This window comes from Acidovorax sp. 100 (assembly GCF_003688355.1).
GTDB classification, from domain to species: domain Bacteria; phylum Pseudomonadota; class Gammaproteobacteria; order Burkholderiales; family Burkholderiaceae_C; genus Acidovorax; species Acidovorax delafieldii.
The window spans coordinates 4,451,657-4,466,162 of the sequence record NZ_REFD01000001.1; the positions used below are offsets into that span (position 1 = coordinate 4,451,657).

Here is a 14,506-nt window from a genome sequence, read left to right on the forward strand (position 1 = left end):
AGCGCATAATTTACGAACCAACCATTCGATCATCGAATACATCATCACTGGGGCAATCCATGAGCTACCGCGATTTGCAATTCGATTGGCTTCAGTGCCTGGTGGCTGTGGTGGATGCAGGCTCGCTCTCCGGCGCGGCGGCCGAGGTGCACCGGTCCCAGTCGGCGGTCAGCATGCAGCTCAAGAAGCTCGAAGACGCTGTAGGCCACCGACTGCTGGAGCGCGATGCCCGCAAGCAGCACCTCACGCCCGAGGGTGAAACCCTGCTGGGCTATGCGCGCCGCATTCTGGAACTGCACGCAGAAGCGCACGACGCACTGAACGGCGACGCCCTCACAGGCCGGGTACGGCTGGGGGTGCCGGATGACTACGCAGCGCGCTACCTCACGCCTGTGCTCAAGCGCTTTGCGCCTCGGCACAGTGCGGTGGAGATTGAGCTGGACTGCGAGCAGTCCACAGCACTCATCCCGCGTGTGGCCAATGGCGACCTGGACCTGGCCCTGATCTCGCGCGACCACGCACGCCGGGGCACGCTGCTGTTCCATGAGCCCATGGTGTGGGTGGGGTCGGCGCAGTTCGAGTTGTGGAGGCGTGACCCGCTGCCGATTGCGGTGTACGAATCGGCCAGCCTGGCGCGGCGCGGCGCCATCCACGCGCTGGCGCAGCAGGGGCGCCGCTACAAGGTGGTCTATCACAGCTCCAGCCTGGCCGGGCAAATTGCAGCGGTGGAAAGCGGCCTGGCCGTGGCCGCCCTCACCCACTGCAGCGTGCCACCGCAGCTGCAGGTGCTCGGCACCGAGCAAGGCCTGGGGCCGCTGGCCCCTATGGAGGTGGCCGTGTACCGCAGCCGCGCGTCACGCGGCTCCAAGGCGGTGGACAGCCTGCAGAACCTGCTGGTGCAGACCCTGCGGCAGTCGGGCGGCGCCCGCGTGACCGGCTGAGCGACAGAGCGCCTAAGAGCCTAAGTACGAGATGGGGCCTATTTTCTGGAGAGTGCTGCGCTGCGAATGCCCTGCAGCGTGCCGGTGGGCGTGATCGCCTCGGGATCGATCAGGCAGTGCAGCACGCTGGGCAGACCGCTGGCGCGGGCGCGGGCAAGAGCCGGAGCAAAGTCTTCGGTACGCTCCACCCGCTCGCCATGGCCGCCAAAGGCCTGGGCGTAGGCCTTGAAGTCAGGATTCTTGAGCTGCGTGGCGCTGATGCGCCCGGGGTATTCGCGCTCCTGGTGCATGCGGATGGTGCCGTACATGGCGTTGTCCAGCAGCACCACGATGATGGGCAGGCCGTACTGCACGGCGGTCGCAAACTCCTGGCCGTGCATCAGGAAGTCTCCGTCACCCGCAAAGATCACGACCTCGCGCTGCGGCCACAGGCGCTTGCCACCCACGCCCGCGGGCAGGCCGTAGCCCATCGACCCGCTGGTGGGCGCCAGCTGGCTCGCGTAGGTGGTGAAGGGCCAGAAGCGGTGGATCCACGTGGCGAAGTTGCCTGCGCCGTTGCAGAAGATGGTGTCGGCGGGAAGCACTTCCTTGAGGTGCTGCATCACCTGGCCCATTTGCAGGTTGCCAGGGATGCGGATGGGGGCCGGGTCACTCCAGGCGAGGTATTCGGCATGGGCCGCTTCAGCGTGCGCCTTCCAGGGCACTGCCGCCGTGGGCCGCACAGAATTCAACGCAGCAGTGAAAGCCTGTGGCGTGGCGTGGATGGCCTGGGTGGGGCGATACAGCTTGCCCAGTTCGTCCGCATCGGCATGCACATGCACCAGGGGCTGCGCGGGCGTTGGGATGTTGAACAACTCGTAGCCCTGCGATGGCACCTCCGACAAGCGACCGCCCACCACCAGCACCAGGTCCGACGCCTTGATGCGCGCCAGCAGCTTGGGGTTGACGCCCAGGCCCAGGTCGCCGCCGTAGCAGGCGTGCGTGGCCGGGAACAGCATCTGGCGGCGGAACGAGCAGTACACGGGAATGGACCACGCTTCGGCAAACGCAGTGAAATCGCGCACCGCCTGCTCAGACCAGCGGCTGCCGCCCAGGATGGCCACGGGATTTTTGGCGGCTTGCAGGCGCTGCGCCAGCTCGGCCATCTGCGCAGTGCCAGGGTGGGTCTCCGCCACCTGGTAGGGCAACGCATCGGCCACGGTGGCGGCCTCGGTCAGCATGTCTTCGGGCAGCGCCACCACCACGGGGCCAGGGCGGCCCGAGGTGGCGACATGGAAAGCGCGCGAGATCAGCTCGGGCACACGGGCTGGGTCGTCAATCTGCACCACCCACTTGGCCATGGTGCCGAACACCGCGCTGTAGTCCAACTCCTGAAATGCCTCGCGCCCCATGGCACCGCGTGCCACCTGGCCCACGAACAGGATCATGGGGGTCGAATCCTGGTGGGCAATGTGCACACCGGCCGACGCGTTGGTGGCGCCGGGCCCACGCGTCACAAAGCAGATGCCGGGCTGGCCGGTGAGCTTGCCCTGCGCCTCGGCCATCATGGCCGCCCCGCCCTCCTGGCGGCATACCGTCACGCCGATGTCGGCATCGTGCAGGGCATCGAGCACGGCCAGGTAGCTTTCGCCGGGCACACAAAAGAGCTGCTTCACACCATGGGTGATGAGCTGCTGCACCAGGATCTGGCCGCCAGTGCGGGGGGTGAGGGAGGTCGTGTTCATATCAACGGTATCGGGTCAGAAATTCAGAACAGGGCCTGGCAGGCGCGCTGGATGCGTGCGCAGGCCTCTTGCAAGTCAGCCGTGGACGCTGCGTACGAGATGCGGAAGTATGGCGCCAGCCCCAGCACCCCGCCGGGCACCACGGCCACATGGTGCTCGCGCAGCAGGTAGGCGCAGAAGTCGGCATCGGTGCGCAGCAGCATGCCGCCCGGCGTGGTGCGGCCCAGCACACCTTCGCAGCTGGCAAAGGTGTAGAACGCGCCCTCCGGCACACGGCACCGCAGGCCCGGCGATGCATTGAGCGACGCCACCACCAGGTCACGCCGGTCTTGGAAAGCTTGGCAGCGCTCGCGCACCACGTCTTGCGGCCCCGTCAGCGCCGCCACGGCCGCCGCCTGGCTGATGGACGAAGGGCAGGACGTGGCCTGGCTCTGCACCACGGCCATGGCCGCAATCAGCGCCTTCGGGCCTGCGCCGTAGCCCAGGCGCCAGCCCGTCATGGCATAGGCCTTGGAGACACCGTTCACCGTCAGCGTGCGCTCGCGCAGCGAGGGCAATACGGCGGCGGGCGTGGCAAACGCGCGGCCGTCGTACAGGATGTGTTCGTAGATGTCGTCCGCCAGCAGCCACACCTGCGGGTGGCGCTCCACCACGTCCAGCACGGGCAGCAGCTGCTCGGCACTGTAGGCGGCCCCGCTGGGGTTGGAGGGCGAATTGATGAACACCCAGCGCGTGCGCGGCGTGATGGCCGCCTCCAGCTGCTCGGGCGTGATGCGAAAGCCGTTGGCTTCGGTGCAGGGCACCACCACGGGTACACCGCCTGCAATCAGCACCATGTCGGCATACGAGGTCCAGTACGGCGCGGGCAGGATCACCTCGTCGCCAGGGTTCACCGAGGCCATCAGCGCGTTGTAGAGGATCTGCTTGGCACCCGCGCCTGCGGTGATCTCGTTGAGCTGAAAGTCCAGCCCGTTGTCGTGCTTGAACTTGTGCTGGATGGCCGCCTTGAGTTCGGCCGTGCCGTCCAGCACCGTGTAGTGCGTCTCCCCCCGCGCCATGGCCTGCTGCGCGGCCTCCAGGATGTGCGCGGGCGTGTCGAAGTCGGGCTCGCCCAGGCCCAGCACGATCACGGGCTGGCCCTGGCGCTTGAGCTGGTTGGCCTCTTGCGTCAGGCGCACGATTTCCGAGACGCCGATGGCGCCGAGGCGGTCGGCCGCGCGGAAGGCCGTGGCGGGGATGGCAGCGTTCATTGCTGGTAAGTCTCCAGGGGCTTGTCGTTGGGGGTGGCGAACAGCTGGCGCAGCGTGGTACCCAGCGGCAGGTTCAGGCTCATGTTCTTGGGCGGGATGGGGTTTACAAACCACTTGGTGTAGATCTTTTCCATCTCGCCGCTTTGCATGAGTTTGGTCAACACACCATCCACCGCAGCCTTGAAGGTGGGGTCGTCCTTGCGGAACAGCAGTGCAATGGGCTCGGCGCCCAAGGGCTCGCCCACGATGCGGTAGGCCGAGGGGTCTTTGGAGTTGGCAATCATCCCGGCCAGCAGGTTGTCATCGAGCACAAAAGCGTCGGCGCGGCCTGTTTCGAGCAGCAAGAAGCTCTCATGGTGGTCCTTGCCCAGCACCGTCTTGATGGGCGCGCCACCCAGCGCGCGCTCTTGCTTGCGCAGCAATTGCACGGCGGTGGTGCCAGTGGATGCCGCAATGGTGCGGCCTGCGAGCTGGCTGATGGACTTCAGGTCCGAATCCTTGCGCACCGCCATGCGTACTTCGCTCACATAGGTGGTCACCGCAAACGCCACCTGCTGCTGGCGCGCGGTGTTGTTGGTGGTGGGGCCGCAGCCGATGTCCAGGGTGCCGTTTTGCACCAGCGGCAGGGTGTTTTGCGCCGTCACGGCCATGTATTCAAGCTTGGCGTCGGGCGCGATTTCTTTCAGCACGCGCTCGCACAGCTCCACGTGGTAGCCCACGTATTTTTCGTTGGCGCCCAGCGCGTAGGCCATGGGTGGCGAAGTCTCGCGCACGCCCAGCACGGCCTTGCCCGATGCCTTGATCTTCTCCAGCGTGGGCTGGGTGACCGTCTGCGCCAGCGCGGGGGCCGTGGCCATGCAGGCCATGGTCAGGCCTGCAGCGAGCGCTGTGAAGGTCTTGCGGGAAATTGCCATGTCGTTGTCTCCGTATGTTTTCTGGTTGGCAGGTTGAGAAAGGGGTGAGAAAAAACTGGCAGTAACGATGGTGCTCAGATCACATTCTTTTCGAGCAACGGTGCGTTGCGCGCAATGCGCTCGATGGACAGCGGCGACAGGTCCAGGCTCTGGTAGCCGCCCGTCAACATCCACTCCGCCAGGCCACGCCCCACCGCAGGGCACTGCTGCAGGCCGTGGCCCGAAAATCCGTTGGCAAACACCAGGTTGTCGCACGCCGAGTGCAGGCCCACGATAGCGTTGTGGTCAAAGGTGTTCATCTCGTAGTAGCCCGCCCAGGCACCCTGCATGCGCAGTGCCTCAAAGCCGGGGATGCGCTCGGCCAGCGCGGGCCAGATGTGGTTGTCAAACGCGTCGTACTCGGGCTCCAGCGGGGCAAAGTCGGCGTCGTTGTCCGCGTTGGGCGCAAAGCCGCAGATGAAGCCTTTGCCCTCGGGCCGCAGCCAGATGCCACTGGTGTCGATGAGCAGTGGGCAGCCCGGCAGCGCTGCTGGGCTGGCCAGGTTGAAGACTGTGCGGCGCTTGCCCACCACGGGCAAATCAATTCCCGCCCAGCCCGCGATGGCTGCCGCCCAGGGGCCACCGGCGTTCACGGCGTAGCGGCAAGGCAGCACGGCGCCGCTTTGCAGGCGTACTGCGTTCACATGCAGCACGCCGTCGCTGGCCGCCGTGTCGAGGCCCACCGCCTCGTCGGCCACATAGCGAACGCCCTGGCTCTGCGCCTTTTTGCGCAGCGCCGTCAGCAGCAGGTAGCCATCAAACCAGCCCTCGCCCGACAGGCCCAGCGAGCCCAGCGCCACATCCTGCAGTGCCAGCCACGGAAAGCGCTCGGCCAATTCACGCGGGCTGAGCAGCGCCACGTCGGCACCGTACTGCTTTTGCAACGCATGGTTCTCGCGCAGCGTGGCCTCGCCTGCCTGGGTGGCCAGGTACAGGTAGCCGCCTTCGTGCAGACCGATGTCCGGCACATCGCCGTTGCAGGCCAGGAGCGTGCCCACGTTGCGCAGAAAGCCAATGCCGTAGGCCGATATCTGGATGTTGATGTCGGTCGAAAACTGCTGGCGGATGGAGCTGGCCGACAGCGCCGACGAAGCGCGCGCATAGGTCGGGTCGCGCTCAACCACCACCACCTCGCAGCCCGGTTGCTGCAGCGTGAGGAAGTACGCAATGGCACTGCCAATGACACCACCGCCGATGATGACGATGGGGTGTGATTCCTTAGCGATCAACATGAACGGGGCCATCAGCGCGTGGGTTACACGTCAAACGTCACGCCCTGTGCCAGAGGCAGCGCGGTGGAGTAGTTGATGGTGTTCGTCGCCCGGCGCATGTAGGCCTTCCAGCTGTCCGAGCCCGCTTCGCGGCCACCGCCCGTTTCCTTCTCGCCGCCAAATGCGCCGCCAATTTCGGCACCGCTGGGGCCAATGTTCACGTTGGCAATGCCGCAGTCCGAGCCTGCGGCAGACATGAACAACTCGGCCTCGCGCACATTGAGCGTGAAGATGGACGACGACAGGCCCGCGCCCACGGCGTTGTTCATGGCAATGGCTTCGTCAATGGTGCTGTAGCGCACCACGTACAGGATGGGCGCAAAGGTTTCGTGCAGCGCGGGGCCTTCGTGCTTTTGCAGCTCCACCAGCGCGGGGCGCACGTAGTAAGCATGGTCACCGCCCACGCCTTCCACACGGCCACCACCGTGCACCGTGGCGCCCAGCGCACGGCTTTGCTCCAGCGCCTTTTGCATGCCGTCAAAAGCCATGCGGTCTATCAACGGGCCCACCAGCGTGCCAGCGGTGCGCGGGTTGCCCACCTGCACGTTGGCGTACACCTTGGCCAGCTGGGGCACCAGCTGGTCGTAAATGCTTTCGTGCACAAACAGGCGGCGCAGCGTAGTGCAGCGCTGGCCGGCCGTTCCCATGGCGGCAAACGCAATGCCGCGCAGCGCCAAATCCAGGTCGGCCGTGGGCGCAACGATGGCCGCGTTGTTGCCGCCCAGTTCCAGAATGCCGCGCGCAAACCGCGCTGCAAGGCGCGGGCCCACGGCGCGGCCCATGGCGGTGGACCCCGTGGCCGACAGCACGGGCACGCGGGCGTCGTCCACCAGCACCTCGCCAATGTCGCGCTGGCCCACGATCAGCTCCAGCAGCCCTTCGGGTGCATCGGCGCCAAAACGTGCAATGGCACGCTGGGCAATCGCCTGCGTGGCCAGGGCGGTGAGCGGGGTTTTCTCGGACGGCTTCCACACCACCGAATCACCGCACACCAGTGCCAGCGCGGCGTTCCACGACCACACGGCCACCGGGAAGTTGAAGGCAGAAATGACACCGCACACGCCCAGCGGGTGCCAGGTTTCCGTCATGCGGTGGCCGGGGCGCTCGGTGGCAATCGTCAGGCCGTACAGCTGGCGCGACAGGCCCACGGCAAAGTCGCAGATGTCGATCATCTCCTGCACCTCGCCCAGGCCTTCGGACGGGATCTTGCCCGCCTCGATGGTCACTAGCAGGCCGAGGTCCGCCTTGGCGGCGCGCAGCTCTTCGCCCAGCAGGCGCACCAGCTCGCCCCGGCGCGGTGCAGGCACATTGCGCCATGCCAAAAAGGCCGCATGCGCGCGGCCGATGGCAGCGGTGGCATCGGCCGGGCTTTGCTGTGGCACGTGGGCCAGCACCTCGCCCGTGATGGGCGAACGCGCAGCCAGCGTGCCGCCGGTGTAGGCGGCGCGGGGCACGCCCAGGCGTTGCAGCAGTTGCTCGACTTCGGGCACAAGGGGGGTGGCGGCAGGGGTGGCAGACATGGCGGCTCGCAAAGTTGAATGGAAGCGAATAGAAGGAAGCAGCGTGGGAGAAAACCGCGCGATCAATGCGCCAATATCCGCCAATCGCGCCGTGCTGGATAGCAAAAAAATGGAACTACTTGATCACAAATCAGCATGAAGTGCCTGAAAATTGCAGAGCTACCAGAGCTTGATGTACTAACGCCACAGCCCAAAACCATGCACAACCTGACAGATCCGCTCATTCCCTCTGCGCATGATTGACCCCATTTGCCACCATGACCCTGCTGCGCCGCGCCTTCCTGCCCTCCACCGCCGACCTGCTGGCCTTTGAGGCGGCGGCGCGCCACCAGAGCGTGTCGCGCGCGGCCGAAGAGCTGCACCTCACCCAAAGTGCCGTGTCGCGCCAGATCCGCCAGTTGGAGGAGCAGATCGGCACCGCACTCTTTCACCGTGTGCGCCAGCGTGTGGTGCTGACCGACGCGGGCCGCGTCTACGCGGCCGACGTGCAAAACGTGCTGCAACAGCTGTCGGCCAGCACACAAAAGGCCATGGCGTTCTCCAGCACCGACGGCCTGCTCAACCTGGCCGTGTTGCCCACCCTGGGCACGCGCTGGCTCATCCCGCGACTGGGCGGCTTCATGGCGCTGCACCCTGAGGCGCTGGTCAACTTCTCGGCCCGCACCGAGCCGTTTGACTTTGCGGGCACACCTTTCGACGCTGCCATCCACTTCGGCACCCCGCACTGGGCAGGCGCCGTGTGCGAATACCTGATGCACGAAGAAACCGTGCCCGTGTGCAGCCCCGCTTACCGCGACCGCCACAACATTCACACACCGCAAGACCTCACGCGCGTGGTGCTGCTGCAGCAAAGCACCCGCCCCACCCAATGGGCCGAATGGTTCGAGCTGGTGGGCGCCCCCACAGCCCTGGCCCTGCGCGGCCCCCAGTCCGAACACTTCGCCATGATTGCGCAGGCTGCCGTGTCGCACCTGGGGGCGGCGCTGCTGCCGCGCTTCTTGATCGAGCAGGAGCTGGCGGCAGGGAGCCTGGTGGAGCTGTCAGACCAGGTGCTGACCAGCACCGATGCGTATTACCTCGTGTACCCAGAGGCGCGGGCGCAGACGCCGCTGGTGACGGCGTTCAGGGATTGGGTGGTGGGGGAATGCGCGGGGCAGCGGCAGGGGTGAAACGCTCACCGCTGAAGCAGAAGGGCACCCGTGCTCAAGCGCTTGAGGAAGTGGTCAGACAACATGCGTGGCCCTAGGGAGCCTCTGCACGAATCAGCGCGCCGTGTGCATCAGCGGCCTCGGGCGGCCTGCCGCGTCGCAAATACTCGCAATAGCTACGGCTATTGCTGCGCTTTGCGCCTTGCAGCCCCTCCCGATCCGCTGCACTCACTTGCCGCTTGATTCGTGCAGAGGCTCCCTCGGTTGACCCAAGTGCCTGACGATGCCTGAAAGCTACTGAAAAAACTGCGCTAGGTCAAAATTGCCAATGGACTGAGCAAGCTCCAGAGGCGAGATACCGTAGTTGTTCTCTTTGTTTCTGTCAGCGCCGGAGCGAAGCAACAACTTGATCAAATCGCCGCTGCCGTCTGAATGGAAAACAGCATCTGAAAGCGGTGTGTTTCCATTGGCATCAAAAGAGTCCACGCTCGCTCCCGCCAATATCAGGGCCTCACTGACGGCGTAGCTGTTGGACTGTGCAGCGAAATGCAGTGGAGTCAAACCATTGTCATCGGACGCATTGGGGTCCGCATCGGCCAACAGAAGTTGCTTGACCTTCAATAAGTCGGCCTCCAGAGCCGCATAGTGAAGTTCCGTGCGCCCCATGCGATCCACACCAGAGCGTTCGTTCTTCGTCGGACCTTTGCGAATCATTGCCTCTCCGTCACTTGCATCGCAGAACCATCCGAGGCGGAAGGGGCCGTTCTGAAAACGCTGGACATTGATACCTCCTGGAGATGGCAGACGACCTGGGTTTGCCGGTGTGGGGCGTTGCGCGAATGGCGAGGGCAAAGATCCCATAGCACCCGGGAATTTCAACCCAGCGAACTATAGCGTTCGAACAAACAGGGGCGTGGACCCTATCTGCTTTAGAAATTGATTTTCTCCAAAGCGTCCAACCACACGGCAAAACTCTGCACCATGTCGAATTCGTTCAAGACGCCGCCTCTAGGGACAGGGCACCATCCTGCGCCATGCAACTTCAACCCCTCGATACCGATCTCTGGCACGCCACCCACGCGTTCAAGGCCAACGGCCTTCCCATCACCACGCGCATGACGGTAGTGCGCCTGCCAGGGCGCAAGCTTTTCATCCACTCTCCCATCCCAATGCCGCCCGGCAGCGCGTTGTTGCGCCAGTTGCAAAGCCTCGGCAGCGTGGCCTTTGTCGTGGCGCCGAACAAGATGCACCACCTTTTTCTGGCGCCCTGTGCCGCAGCCTTCCCGGGCGCGGTGGTCTACGGCCCTCAAGGGCTTGCGCAAAAACGGCCAGATTTGGCCGCTACGCTGCATGCGCTGCCTGCAGGCGACCTCCCCGAGTGGCTGCCTGAGCTGGAGCACTTTGCGTTTGAGGGCATCCCGGCGGGCAATGAGTCGGTGTGGTTTCACCGGCCGTCTGCCACGCTCATCGTGACGGACCTCCTGCAGAGGATGGCGGGCGATCTGCCCTGGCTCACACAGGCCTATGCCACGTTGACAGGGGTACGGCGCCAAATGGCTGTGCCGCTTACAGTGCGTGCATTGGTGCGCGACCGCACTGCGGCGGCCCGCAGTGCCGCGCATGTGTTGCGCTGGCCGTTCACACGGGTGGTGACGGCCCACAACCAAGTGATTGACAGCGATGCACACGCACAGGCGGCGCAAGCGCTGTCGGTGTTTCTGAGCGCAAGTTGACCCGCAAGCCGTTGCTTTCGGGAACTCGGAACCTCGCTCAACAGATCACGCCCCAGGTTCCGCAGGTGCAATGGCCTGCGCCTCGGCTCGCACGGATGACAAACTCTGTGCCGGCCTTCTCAGCGTTGCATCAAACGGATTGATCTTCGGCCCGATCGCGGCCGCCTCGCGTTTGAGCAACTCCACGACGGTCGGCAGACGGTCATCGTTCAAGCGCGCGGAGATAGTGCCCACGCTCAATGCAGCGACGGCGCGACCTTCGCGGTCCAGTATGGGTACGGCCACACCGGCCATGCCTTCCAACAACCCGGTATTGCGCCCCGCATAACCCAGCTGGCGCACACGCTCGATTTCGGTGCGCAGATAGACCTCGTCAAACACGCCGTACTCGCGCACGCGGGAGAGGTTGAAGCGGATGACCTCTTCGCGCTCGGCCTCAGGCAAGAAGGCCAGGATGGCCAGGGCGCCCTGCCCCACGCCCAAGGCCACGCGGCCGCCGATGTCGCCGGTGAAGGAGCGGATGGGGAACGGCCCCTCGCTGCGGTCCAGACACACGGCATCGAACCCGCTGCGCACCAAGAGAAATATGCTGTCACCCAGGCTGGCGCACAGGCGCAGCAGCGCGGGGCGGCACAGGCTGCGCAGGTCGCCGGGGTTGCCCGCTTTGGCGGCCAGGGCGAAGAAGTCCATGCTCAGTCGGTAGAGCTTGCTGCGCTCGTCCTGCTCGACCATGCCCTCTGCCACCAGCGATTGCAGTAAACGGTGCGTGGTGCCTTGCGTGAGGCCCACGGCACGCGCCAATTGGGTGACTCGCCCGCCCTCGGCCTGCACGGCCGACAGGGCCCGGATGACGGCAAACACCCGGGGTACGCCGCCGGTGGCGGTGGATGCGGCTTCCATACCTCGCTCCTGTGGAATTCGTTGATCAAACTGAAGGCATCATATTTCATTAAACGGAATAAATTCAATAAAAATTCTGTTTAATGGAATACCCGAAGCATTCTGGTTTGTTTATTGCAATAGATTCAATTGAATCGAGCGGCTGTTCCATCCTTTGTGCGGCACTTGCACCACCCCGGTGCAAGCACACCGAAGGCCCGCAGCCCATCCATGCAACTCCACAGCAGGTGGCACGCACGGCCCCCAGGCAAACCGTGCGATGCCACCACCGGAAAGGCTTTCGCCATGTCGTTTCTCAAGCTCACGGATGTGACCAAGTTCTATGGCAGCACCTGCGCGGTGCAGTCCATGAACCTCACGGTGCAAAAGGGTGAATTTGTGTCGTTGCTGGGCCCGTCGGGCTGCGGCAAGACGACCACGCTGCAGATGGTGGCGGGGTTTGAAGCGGTGACCAGCGGGCGCATCGAGCTCGATGGCAAGGACATCACCCACGCCAAAGCCAACACGCGCGGGCTGGGCATCGTGTTCCAGAGCTATGCGCTCTTCCCGCACATGACGGTGGCGGCCAACGTGAGCTTTGGGCTGGAGATGCGCAAGGTGCCCAAGGCAGAGCGCGCCGAGCGCGTGGCCCAGGCGCTGGCCCTGGTGCACCTGGAAAAGCATGCCACGCGCTACCCGCGCGAGCTGTCCGGCGGCCAGCGCCAGCGGGTGGCACTGGCACGTGCGCTGGTGATCGAACCGCCCGTGCTGCTGCTGGACGAGCCCCTGTCCAACCTCGACGCCAAGCTGCGCGAAGAAATGCAGTTTGAGCTCCGGCAGATCCAGCGCAAGGTGGGCACGACCACCATCATGGTCACGCACGACCAGAGCGAGGCCATGTCCATCAGCGACCGCGTGGTGGTGATGGAGGCCGGCCGCGCCACGCAGATCGACCACCCGCACCGCGTGTACGAGCACCCGCGCACGCGCTTCATCTCCACCTTTGTGGGCAAGGCCAACCTGCTGCCCGGCCAGGTAACGCATGCCAATGGCACGCACACACAGGTGAAGGTGGGCGCCCTCACGATGGAGGTGGACGGTGCCCGCTACCGCCCAGGCGCCGCCGTGCTGCTGAGCGTGCGGCCTGAAAAAGTGCAACTGGTGCCCGCCGTGCAGGGCCGGATGGATGGCCAGGTGTGCGAGCGGTTCTTCCTGGGCAGCCAGTGGCTGTACCGTGTGGGCACCCCCGTGGGCGACCTGATGGTGCTGGTGCCCAATGACGGCCGCGCTGCGCTGGCCGAGGGCGAGCGCACGGGCGTGGACTGGCCCGACCACTGCATGCGCCTGCTGCCCGCCGATGAAACCGCCATGGCCGAGCTGGAGGCCGAAGACGCCGCCGCCGAGGTGGCGCCATGAGCCTGGCCACCACCTTGCTGCACAAAAAGGCCGTGCCCTGGTGGTTGTCCGGCCCGGCGCTGCTGCTGTTCACGGTACTGCTGCTGGTGCCGCTGGCACTCACGGCCGTGCTGTCGTTCAACGCGTTCGACCCGGCCACAGGGGTGAAGGCAGGCGAGTTCACGCTGGAGCATTACGCCCATGTGTTCACCGATTCGTATTACCACACCATCTTCTGGCGCACGTTCTGGATCGCGGGGCTGGTCACGCTGATCTGTGTAGCCATCGGCGCACCCGAGGCCTACATCCTGAGCCGCATGGGCAACCCGTGGCGCTCCATCCTGCTGCTGGTGGTGCTCGCGCCGCTGCTGGTGTCGGTGGTGGTGCGCGCCTTTGGCTGGAGCATGCTGCTGGGCCCCGAGGGGCTGGTGAATGGCGCGCTGCAACTCGTTGGCATCGGCTCGGTGAAGATGCTCTACACCGAGATCGCGGTGGTCATCGCTCTGGTGCATGTGATGCTGCCCTTCATGGTCATCCCCGTGTGGACCTCGCTGCAGAAGCTGGACCCCGGTGTGGAAAACGCGGCGCTGTCGCTGCAGGCCTCGCCCTTCACCACGCTGCGGCGCATTGTGTTGCCGCAGGTTCTGCCTGGCATCCTGTCCGGCAGCCTCATCGTGTTCGGCCTGGCGGCCAGTTCGTTCGCCATCCCCGGCCTGCTGGGCGGGCGGCGCCTGAAGATGGTGGCCACGGTGGTGTACGACGAATACCTGCACGAGCTGAACTGGCCCCTGGGCGCCGCGATTGCGCTGACGCTGCTGGTGGCCAACCTGGTGGTCATGCTGAGCTACAACCGCTTGGTTGAAGGCCGCTACAAAAAATCTCTCGGGTGAGCACGATGCAAAAGAACGGCCCTCTCGCCCTCGCATTCAACGCGCTGGTCATCACCTTCATGCTCGCCCCCTTGCTGGTGGTGTGCATCGTGGCGTTCACGCCGCACAACACGCTGACGCTGCCCACCACCGAGTTCTCGCTGCGCTGGTTCAAGGCGGTGTTCGAGCACTCCGACTTTGTGCAGTCGTTCTGGAACAGTCTGTGGCTGGCGCTGGCATCGGCCACGCTGGCCACAGTGCTGGCCGTGCCTGCGGGCATTGCCATCACGCGCTACGAATTTGCGGGGCGCGGCTTTTTGAACGGGCTGTTTCTGTCGCCACTGATCATTCCGCATCTGGTGCTGGGCGTGGCCCTGCTGCGCCTGTTTGCGCTGCTGGGCGGCACGGGCAGCTTTGGCTGGCTGGTGTTTGCGCATGCGCTCATCGTCACGCCCTACACGCTGCGGCTGGTGGTGGCGGCGCTGGTGGGCTTTGACCGCAGTGCCGAGCACGCGGCCCTATCGCTGGGCGCCAGCCAGGCCACGGTGTTCACGCGCATCACGCTGCCGATGATTTTGCCCGGCGTGACGGGCGGGTGGATGCTGGCCTTCATCAACAGCTTTGACGAAGTGACCATGTCGATCTTTGTCACCTCGCCCAGCACGGTGACGCTGCCGGTGCGCATGTATATGTATGCCACCGAGTCGATTGACCCGCTGATGGCGGCAGTGTCGGCACTGATGGTGGCCCTGACGGCCTGCGCGATGGTGATTCTCGACCGGGTGTACGGCCTGGACCGCGTGCTCGTAGGGCGCAAATAAAT

14 protein-coding genes are annotated in these 14,506 nt (G+C 65.1%); 7 read left to right on the top strand and 7 right to left on the bottom strand.

Annotation, left to right across the window (positions count from 1 at the left end):
• Positions 1-59: 59 nt before the first annotated feature.
• On the top strand, positions 60-941 hold the full coding sequence (locus tag C8C96_RS20440; protein ID WP_121943448.1) for a LysR family transcriptional regulator: 882 nt from the start codon (positions 60-62) through the stop codon (positions 939-941).
• Positions 942-979: 38 nt separating this feature from the next.
• On the opposite strand, the gene C8C96_RS20445 is transcribed toward C8C96_RS20440, so the two are convergent.
• The 5 genes from C8C96_RS20445 to C8C96_RS20465 all read right to left on the bottom strand — a co-directional run bounded on the left by C8C96_RS20445 (position 980) and on the right by C8C96_RS20465 (position 7,659).
• Positions 980-2,665 (bottom strand): thiamine pyrophosphate-binding protein, encoded by a 1,686-nt coding sequence (locus C8C96_RS20445; RefSeq protein ID WP_121943449.1) that lies wholly within the window; start codon positions 2,663-2,665, stop codon positions 980-982.
• A 23-nt stretch (positions 2,666-2,688) separates the two neighbouring features.
• Positions 2,689-3,915, bottom strand: a complete 1,227-nt coding sequence (locus tag C8C96_RS20450) for a pyridoxal phosphate-dependent aminotransferase (RefSeq protein WP_121943450.1) — start codon at positions 3,913-3,915, stop codon at positions 2,689-2,691.
• Entirely contained in the window at positions 3,912-4,829 is a 918-nt protein-coding gene (locus C8C96_RS20455; protein WP_121943451.1) for an amino acid ABC transporter substrate-binding protein, read from the bottom strand. Before C8C96_RS20455 ends, C8C96_RS20450 begins: the two co-directional genes overlap by 4 nt.
• Before the next feature lie 74 nt (positions 4,830-4,903).
• A complete protein-coding gene (locus tag C8C96_RS20460) occupies positions 4,904-6,100 on the bottom strand; it encodes an FAD-binding oxidoreductase (RefSeq protein WP_121944112.1) in 1,197 nt (398 codons plus the stop codon).
• A gap of 23 nt (positions 6,101-6,123) precedes the next feature.
• A complete protein-coding gene (locus C8C96_RS20465; protein ID WP_121943452.1) occupies positions 6,124-7,659 on the bottom strand; it encodes an aldehyde dehydrogenase family protein in 1,536 nt (511 codons plus the stop codon).
• Here C8C96_RS20465 and C8C96_RS24895 point away from each other — a divergent pair.
• Positions 7,658-7,798 carry a hypothetical protein gene (locus C8C96_RS24895; RefSeq protein ID WP_158605776.1) on the top strand — a complete coding sequence of 47 codons (141 nt, stop codon included), beginning with the start codon at positions 7,658-7,660 and terminating at the stop codon, positions 7,796-7,798. The two genes, C8C96_RS20465 and C8C96_RS24895, sit on opposite strands and share 2 nt — an antisense overlap.
• A 118-nt stretch (positions 7,799-7,916) precedes the next feature.
• Positions 7,917-8,828: a LysR family transcriptional regulator gene (locus C8C96_RS20470; protein ID WP_192418618.1), complete on the top strand. Its 912-nt coding sequence runs from the start codon at positions 7,917-7,919 to the stop codon at positions 8,826-8,828.
• 273 nt (positions 8,829-9,101) lie between these two features.
• Here the strand turns inward: C8C96_RS20470 and C8C96_RS20475 are convergent, their stop codons facing one another.
• Positions 9,102-9,521, bottom strand: coding sequence for an ankyrin repeat domain-containing protein (locus tag C8C96_RS20475; RefSeq protein ID WP_121943453.1), 420 nt, complete (start codon positions 9,519-9,521; stop codon positions 9,102-9,104).
• A 320-nt stretch (positions 9,522-9,841) separates the two neighbouring features.
• Here C8C96_RS20475 and C8C96_RS20480 point away from each other — a divergent pair, with 320 nt between their 5' ends.
• Positions 9,842-10,540, top strand: a complete 699-nt coding sequence (locus C8C96_RS20480; RefSeq protein ID WP_121943454.1) for a DUF4336 domain-containing protein — start codon at positions 9,842-9,844, stop codon at positions 10,538-10,540.
• Positions 10,541-10,585: 45 nt separating this feature from the next.
• Here C8C96_RS20480 and C8C96_RS20485 read toward each other — a convergent pair whose 3' ends face one another.
• A complete protein-coding gene (locus tag C8C96_RS20485) occupies positions 10,586-11,440 on the bottom strand; it encodes an IclR family transcriptional regulator (RefSeq protein ID WP_121943455.1) in 855 nt (284 codons plus the stop codon).
• A gap of 285 nt (positions 11,441-11,725) precedes the next feature.
• On the opposite strand from C8C96_RS20485, the gene C8C96_RS20490 reads away from it, so the two are divergent.
• Genes C8C96_RS20490 through C8C96_RS20500 form a run of 3 tightly spaced genes read left to right on the top strand, consistent with a single transcriptional unit; the run spans position 11,726 to position 14,504 of the window.
• Positions 11,726-12,835, top strand: coding sequence for an ABC transporter ATP-binding protein (locus C8C96_RS20490; protein WP_121943456.1), 1,110 nt, complete (start codon positions 11,726-11,728; stop codon positions 12,833-12,835).
• A complete protein-coding gene (locus C8C96_RS20495) occupies positions 12,832-13,704 on the top strand; it encodes an ABC transporter permease (RefSeq protein WP_121943457.1) in 873 nt (290 codons plus the stop codon). Before C8C96_RS20490 ends, C8C96_RS20495 begins: the two co-directional genes overlap by 4 nt.
• A gap of 5 nt (positions 13,705-13,709) precedes the next feature.
• A complete protein-coding gene (locus tag C8C96_RS20500) occupies positions 13,710-14,504 on the top strand; it encodes an ABC transporter permease (protein ID WP_056061258.1) in 795 nt (264 codons plus the stop codon).
• Positions 14,505-14,506: the final 2 nt, after the last annotated feature.

Coding starts and splice junctions, on each gene's coding strand:
- C8C96_RS20475 (WP_121943453.1), bottom strand. CDS start 9,521: ATGATTCGCAAAGGTCCGACGAAGAACGAACGCTCTGGTGTGGATCGC.
- C8C96_RS20495 (WP_121943457.1), top strand. CDS start 12,832: ATGAGCCTGGCCACCACCTTGCTGCACAAAAAGGCCGTGCCCTGGTGG.
- C8C96_RS20490 (WP_121943456.1), top strand. CDS start 11,726: ATGTCGTTTCTCAAGCTCACGGATGTGACCAAGTTCTATGGCAGCACC.
- C8C96_RS20470 (WP_192418618.1), top strand. CDS start 7,917: ATGACCCTGCTGCGCCGCGCCTTCCTGCCCTCCACCGCCGACCTGCTG.
- C8C96_RS20485 (WP_121943455.1), bottom strand. CDS start 11,440: ATGGAAGCCGCATCCACCGCCACCGGCGGCGTACCCCGGGTGTTTGCC.
- C8C96_RS20455 (WP_121943451.1), bottom strand. CDS start 4,829: ATGGCAATTTCCCGCAAGACCTTCACAGCGCTCGCTGCAGGCCTGACC.
- C8C96_RS20465 (WP_121943452.1), bottom strand. CDS start 7,659: ATGTCTGCCACCCCTGCCGCCACCCCCCTTGTGCCCGAAGTCGAGCAA.
- C8C96_RS20440 (WP_121943448.1), top strand. CDS start 60: ATGAGCTACCGCGATTTGCAATTCGATTGGCTTCAGTGCCTGGTGGCT.
- C8C96_RS24895 (WP_158605776.1), top strand. CDS start 7,658: ATGGCGGCTCGCAAAGTTGAATGGAAGCGAATAGAAGGAAGCAGCGTG.
- C8C96_RS20480 (WP_121943454.1), top strand. CDS start 9,842: ATGCAACTTCAACCCCTCGATACCGATCTCTGGCACGCCACCCACGCG.
- C8C96_RS20445 (WP_121943449.1), bottom strand. CDS start 2,665: ATGAACACGACCTCCCTCACCCCCCGCACTGGCGGCCAGATCCTGGTG.
- C8C96_RS20450 (WP_121943450.1), bottom strand. CDS start 3,915: ATGAACGCTGCCATCCCCGCCACGGCCTTCCGCGCGGCCGACCGCCTC.
- C8C96_RS20460 (WP_121944112.1), bottom strand. CDS start 6,100: ATGTTGATCGCTAAGGAATCACACCCCATCGTCATCATCGGCGGTGGT.
- C8C96_RS20500 (WP_056061258.1), top strand. CDS start 13,710: ATGCAAAAGAACGGCCCTCTCGCCCTCGCATTCAACGCGCTGGTCATC.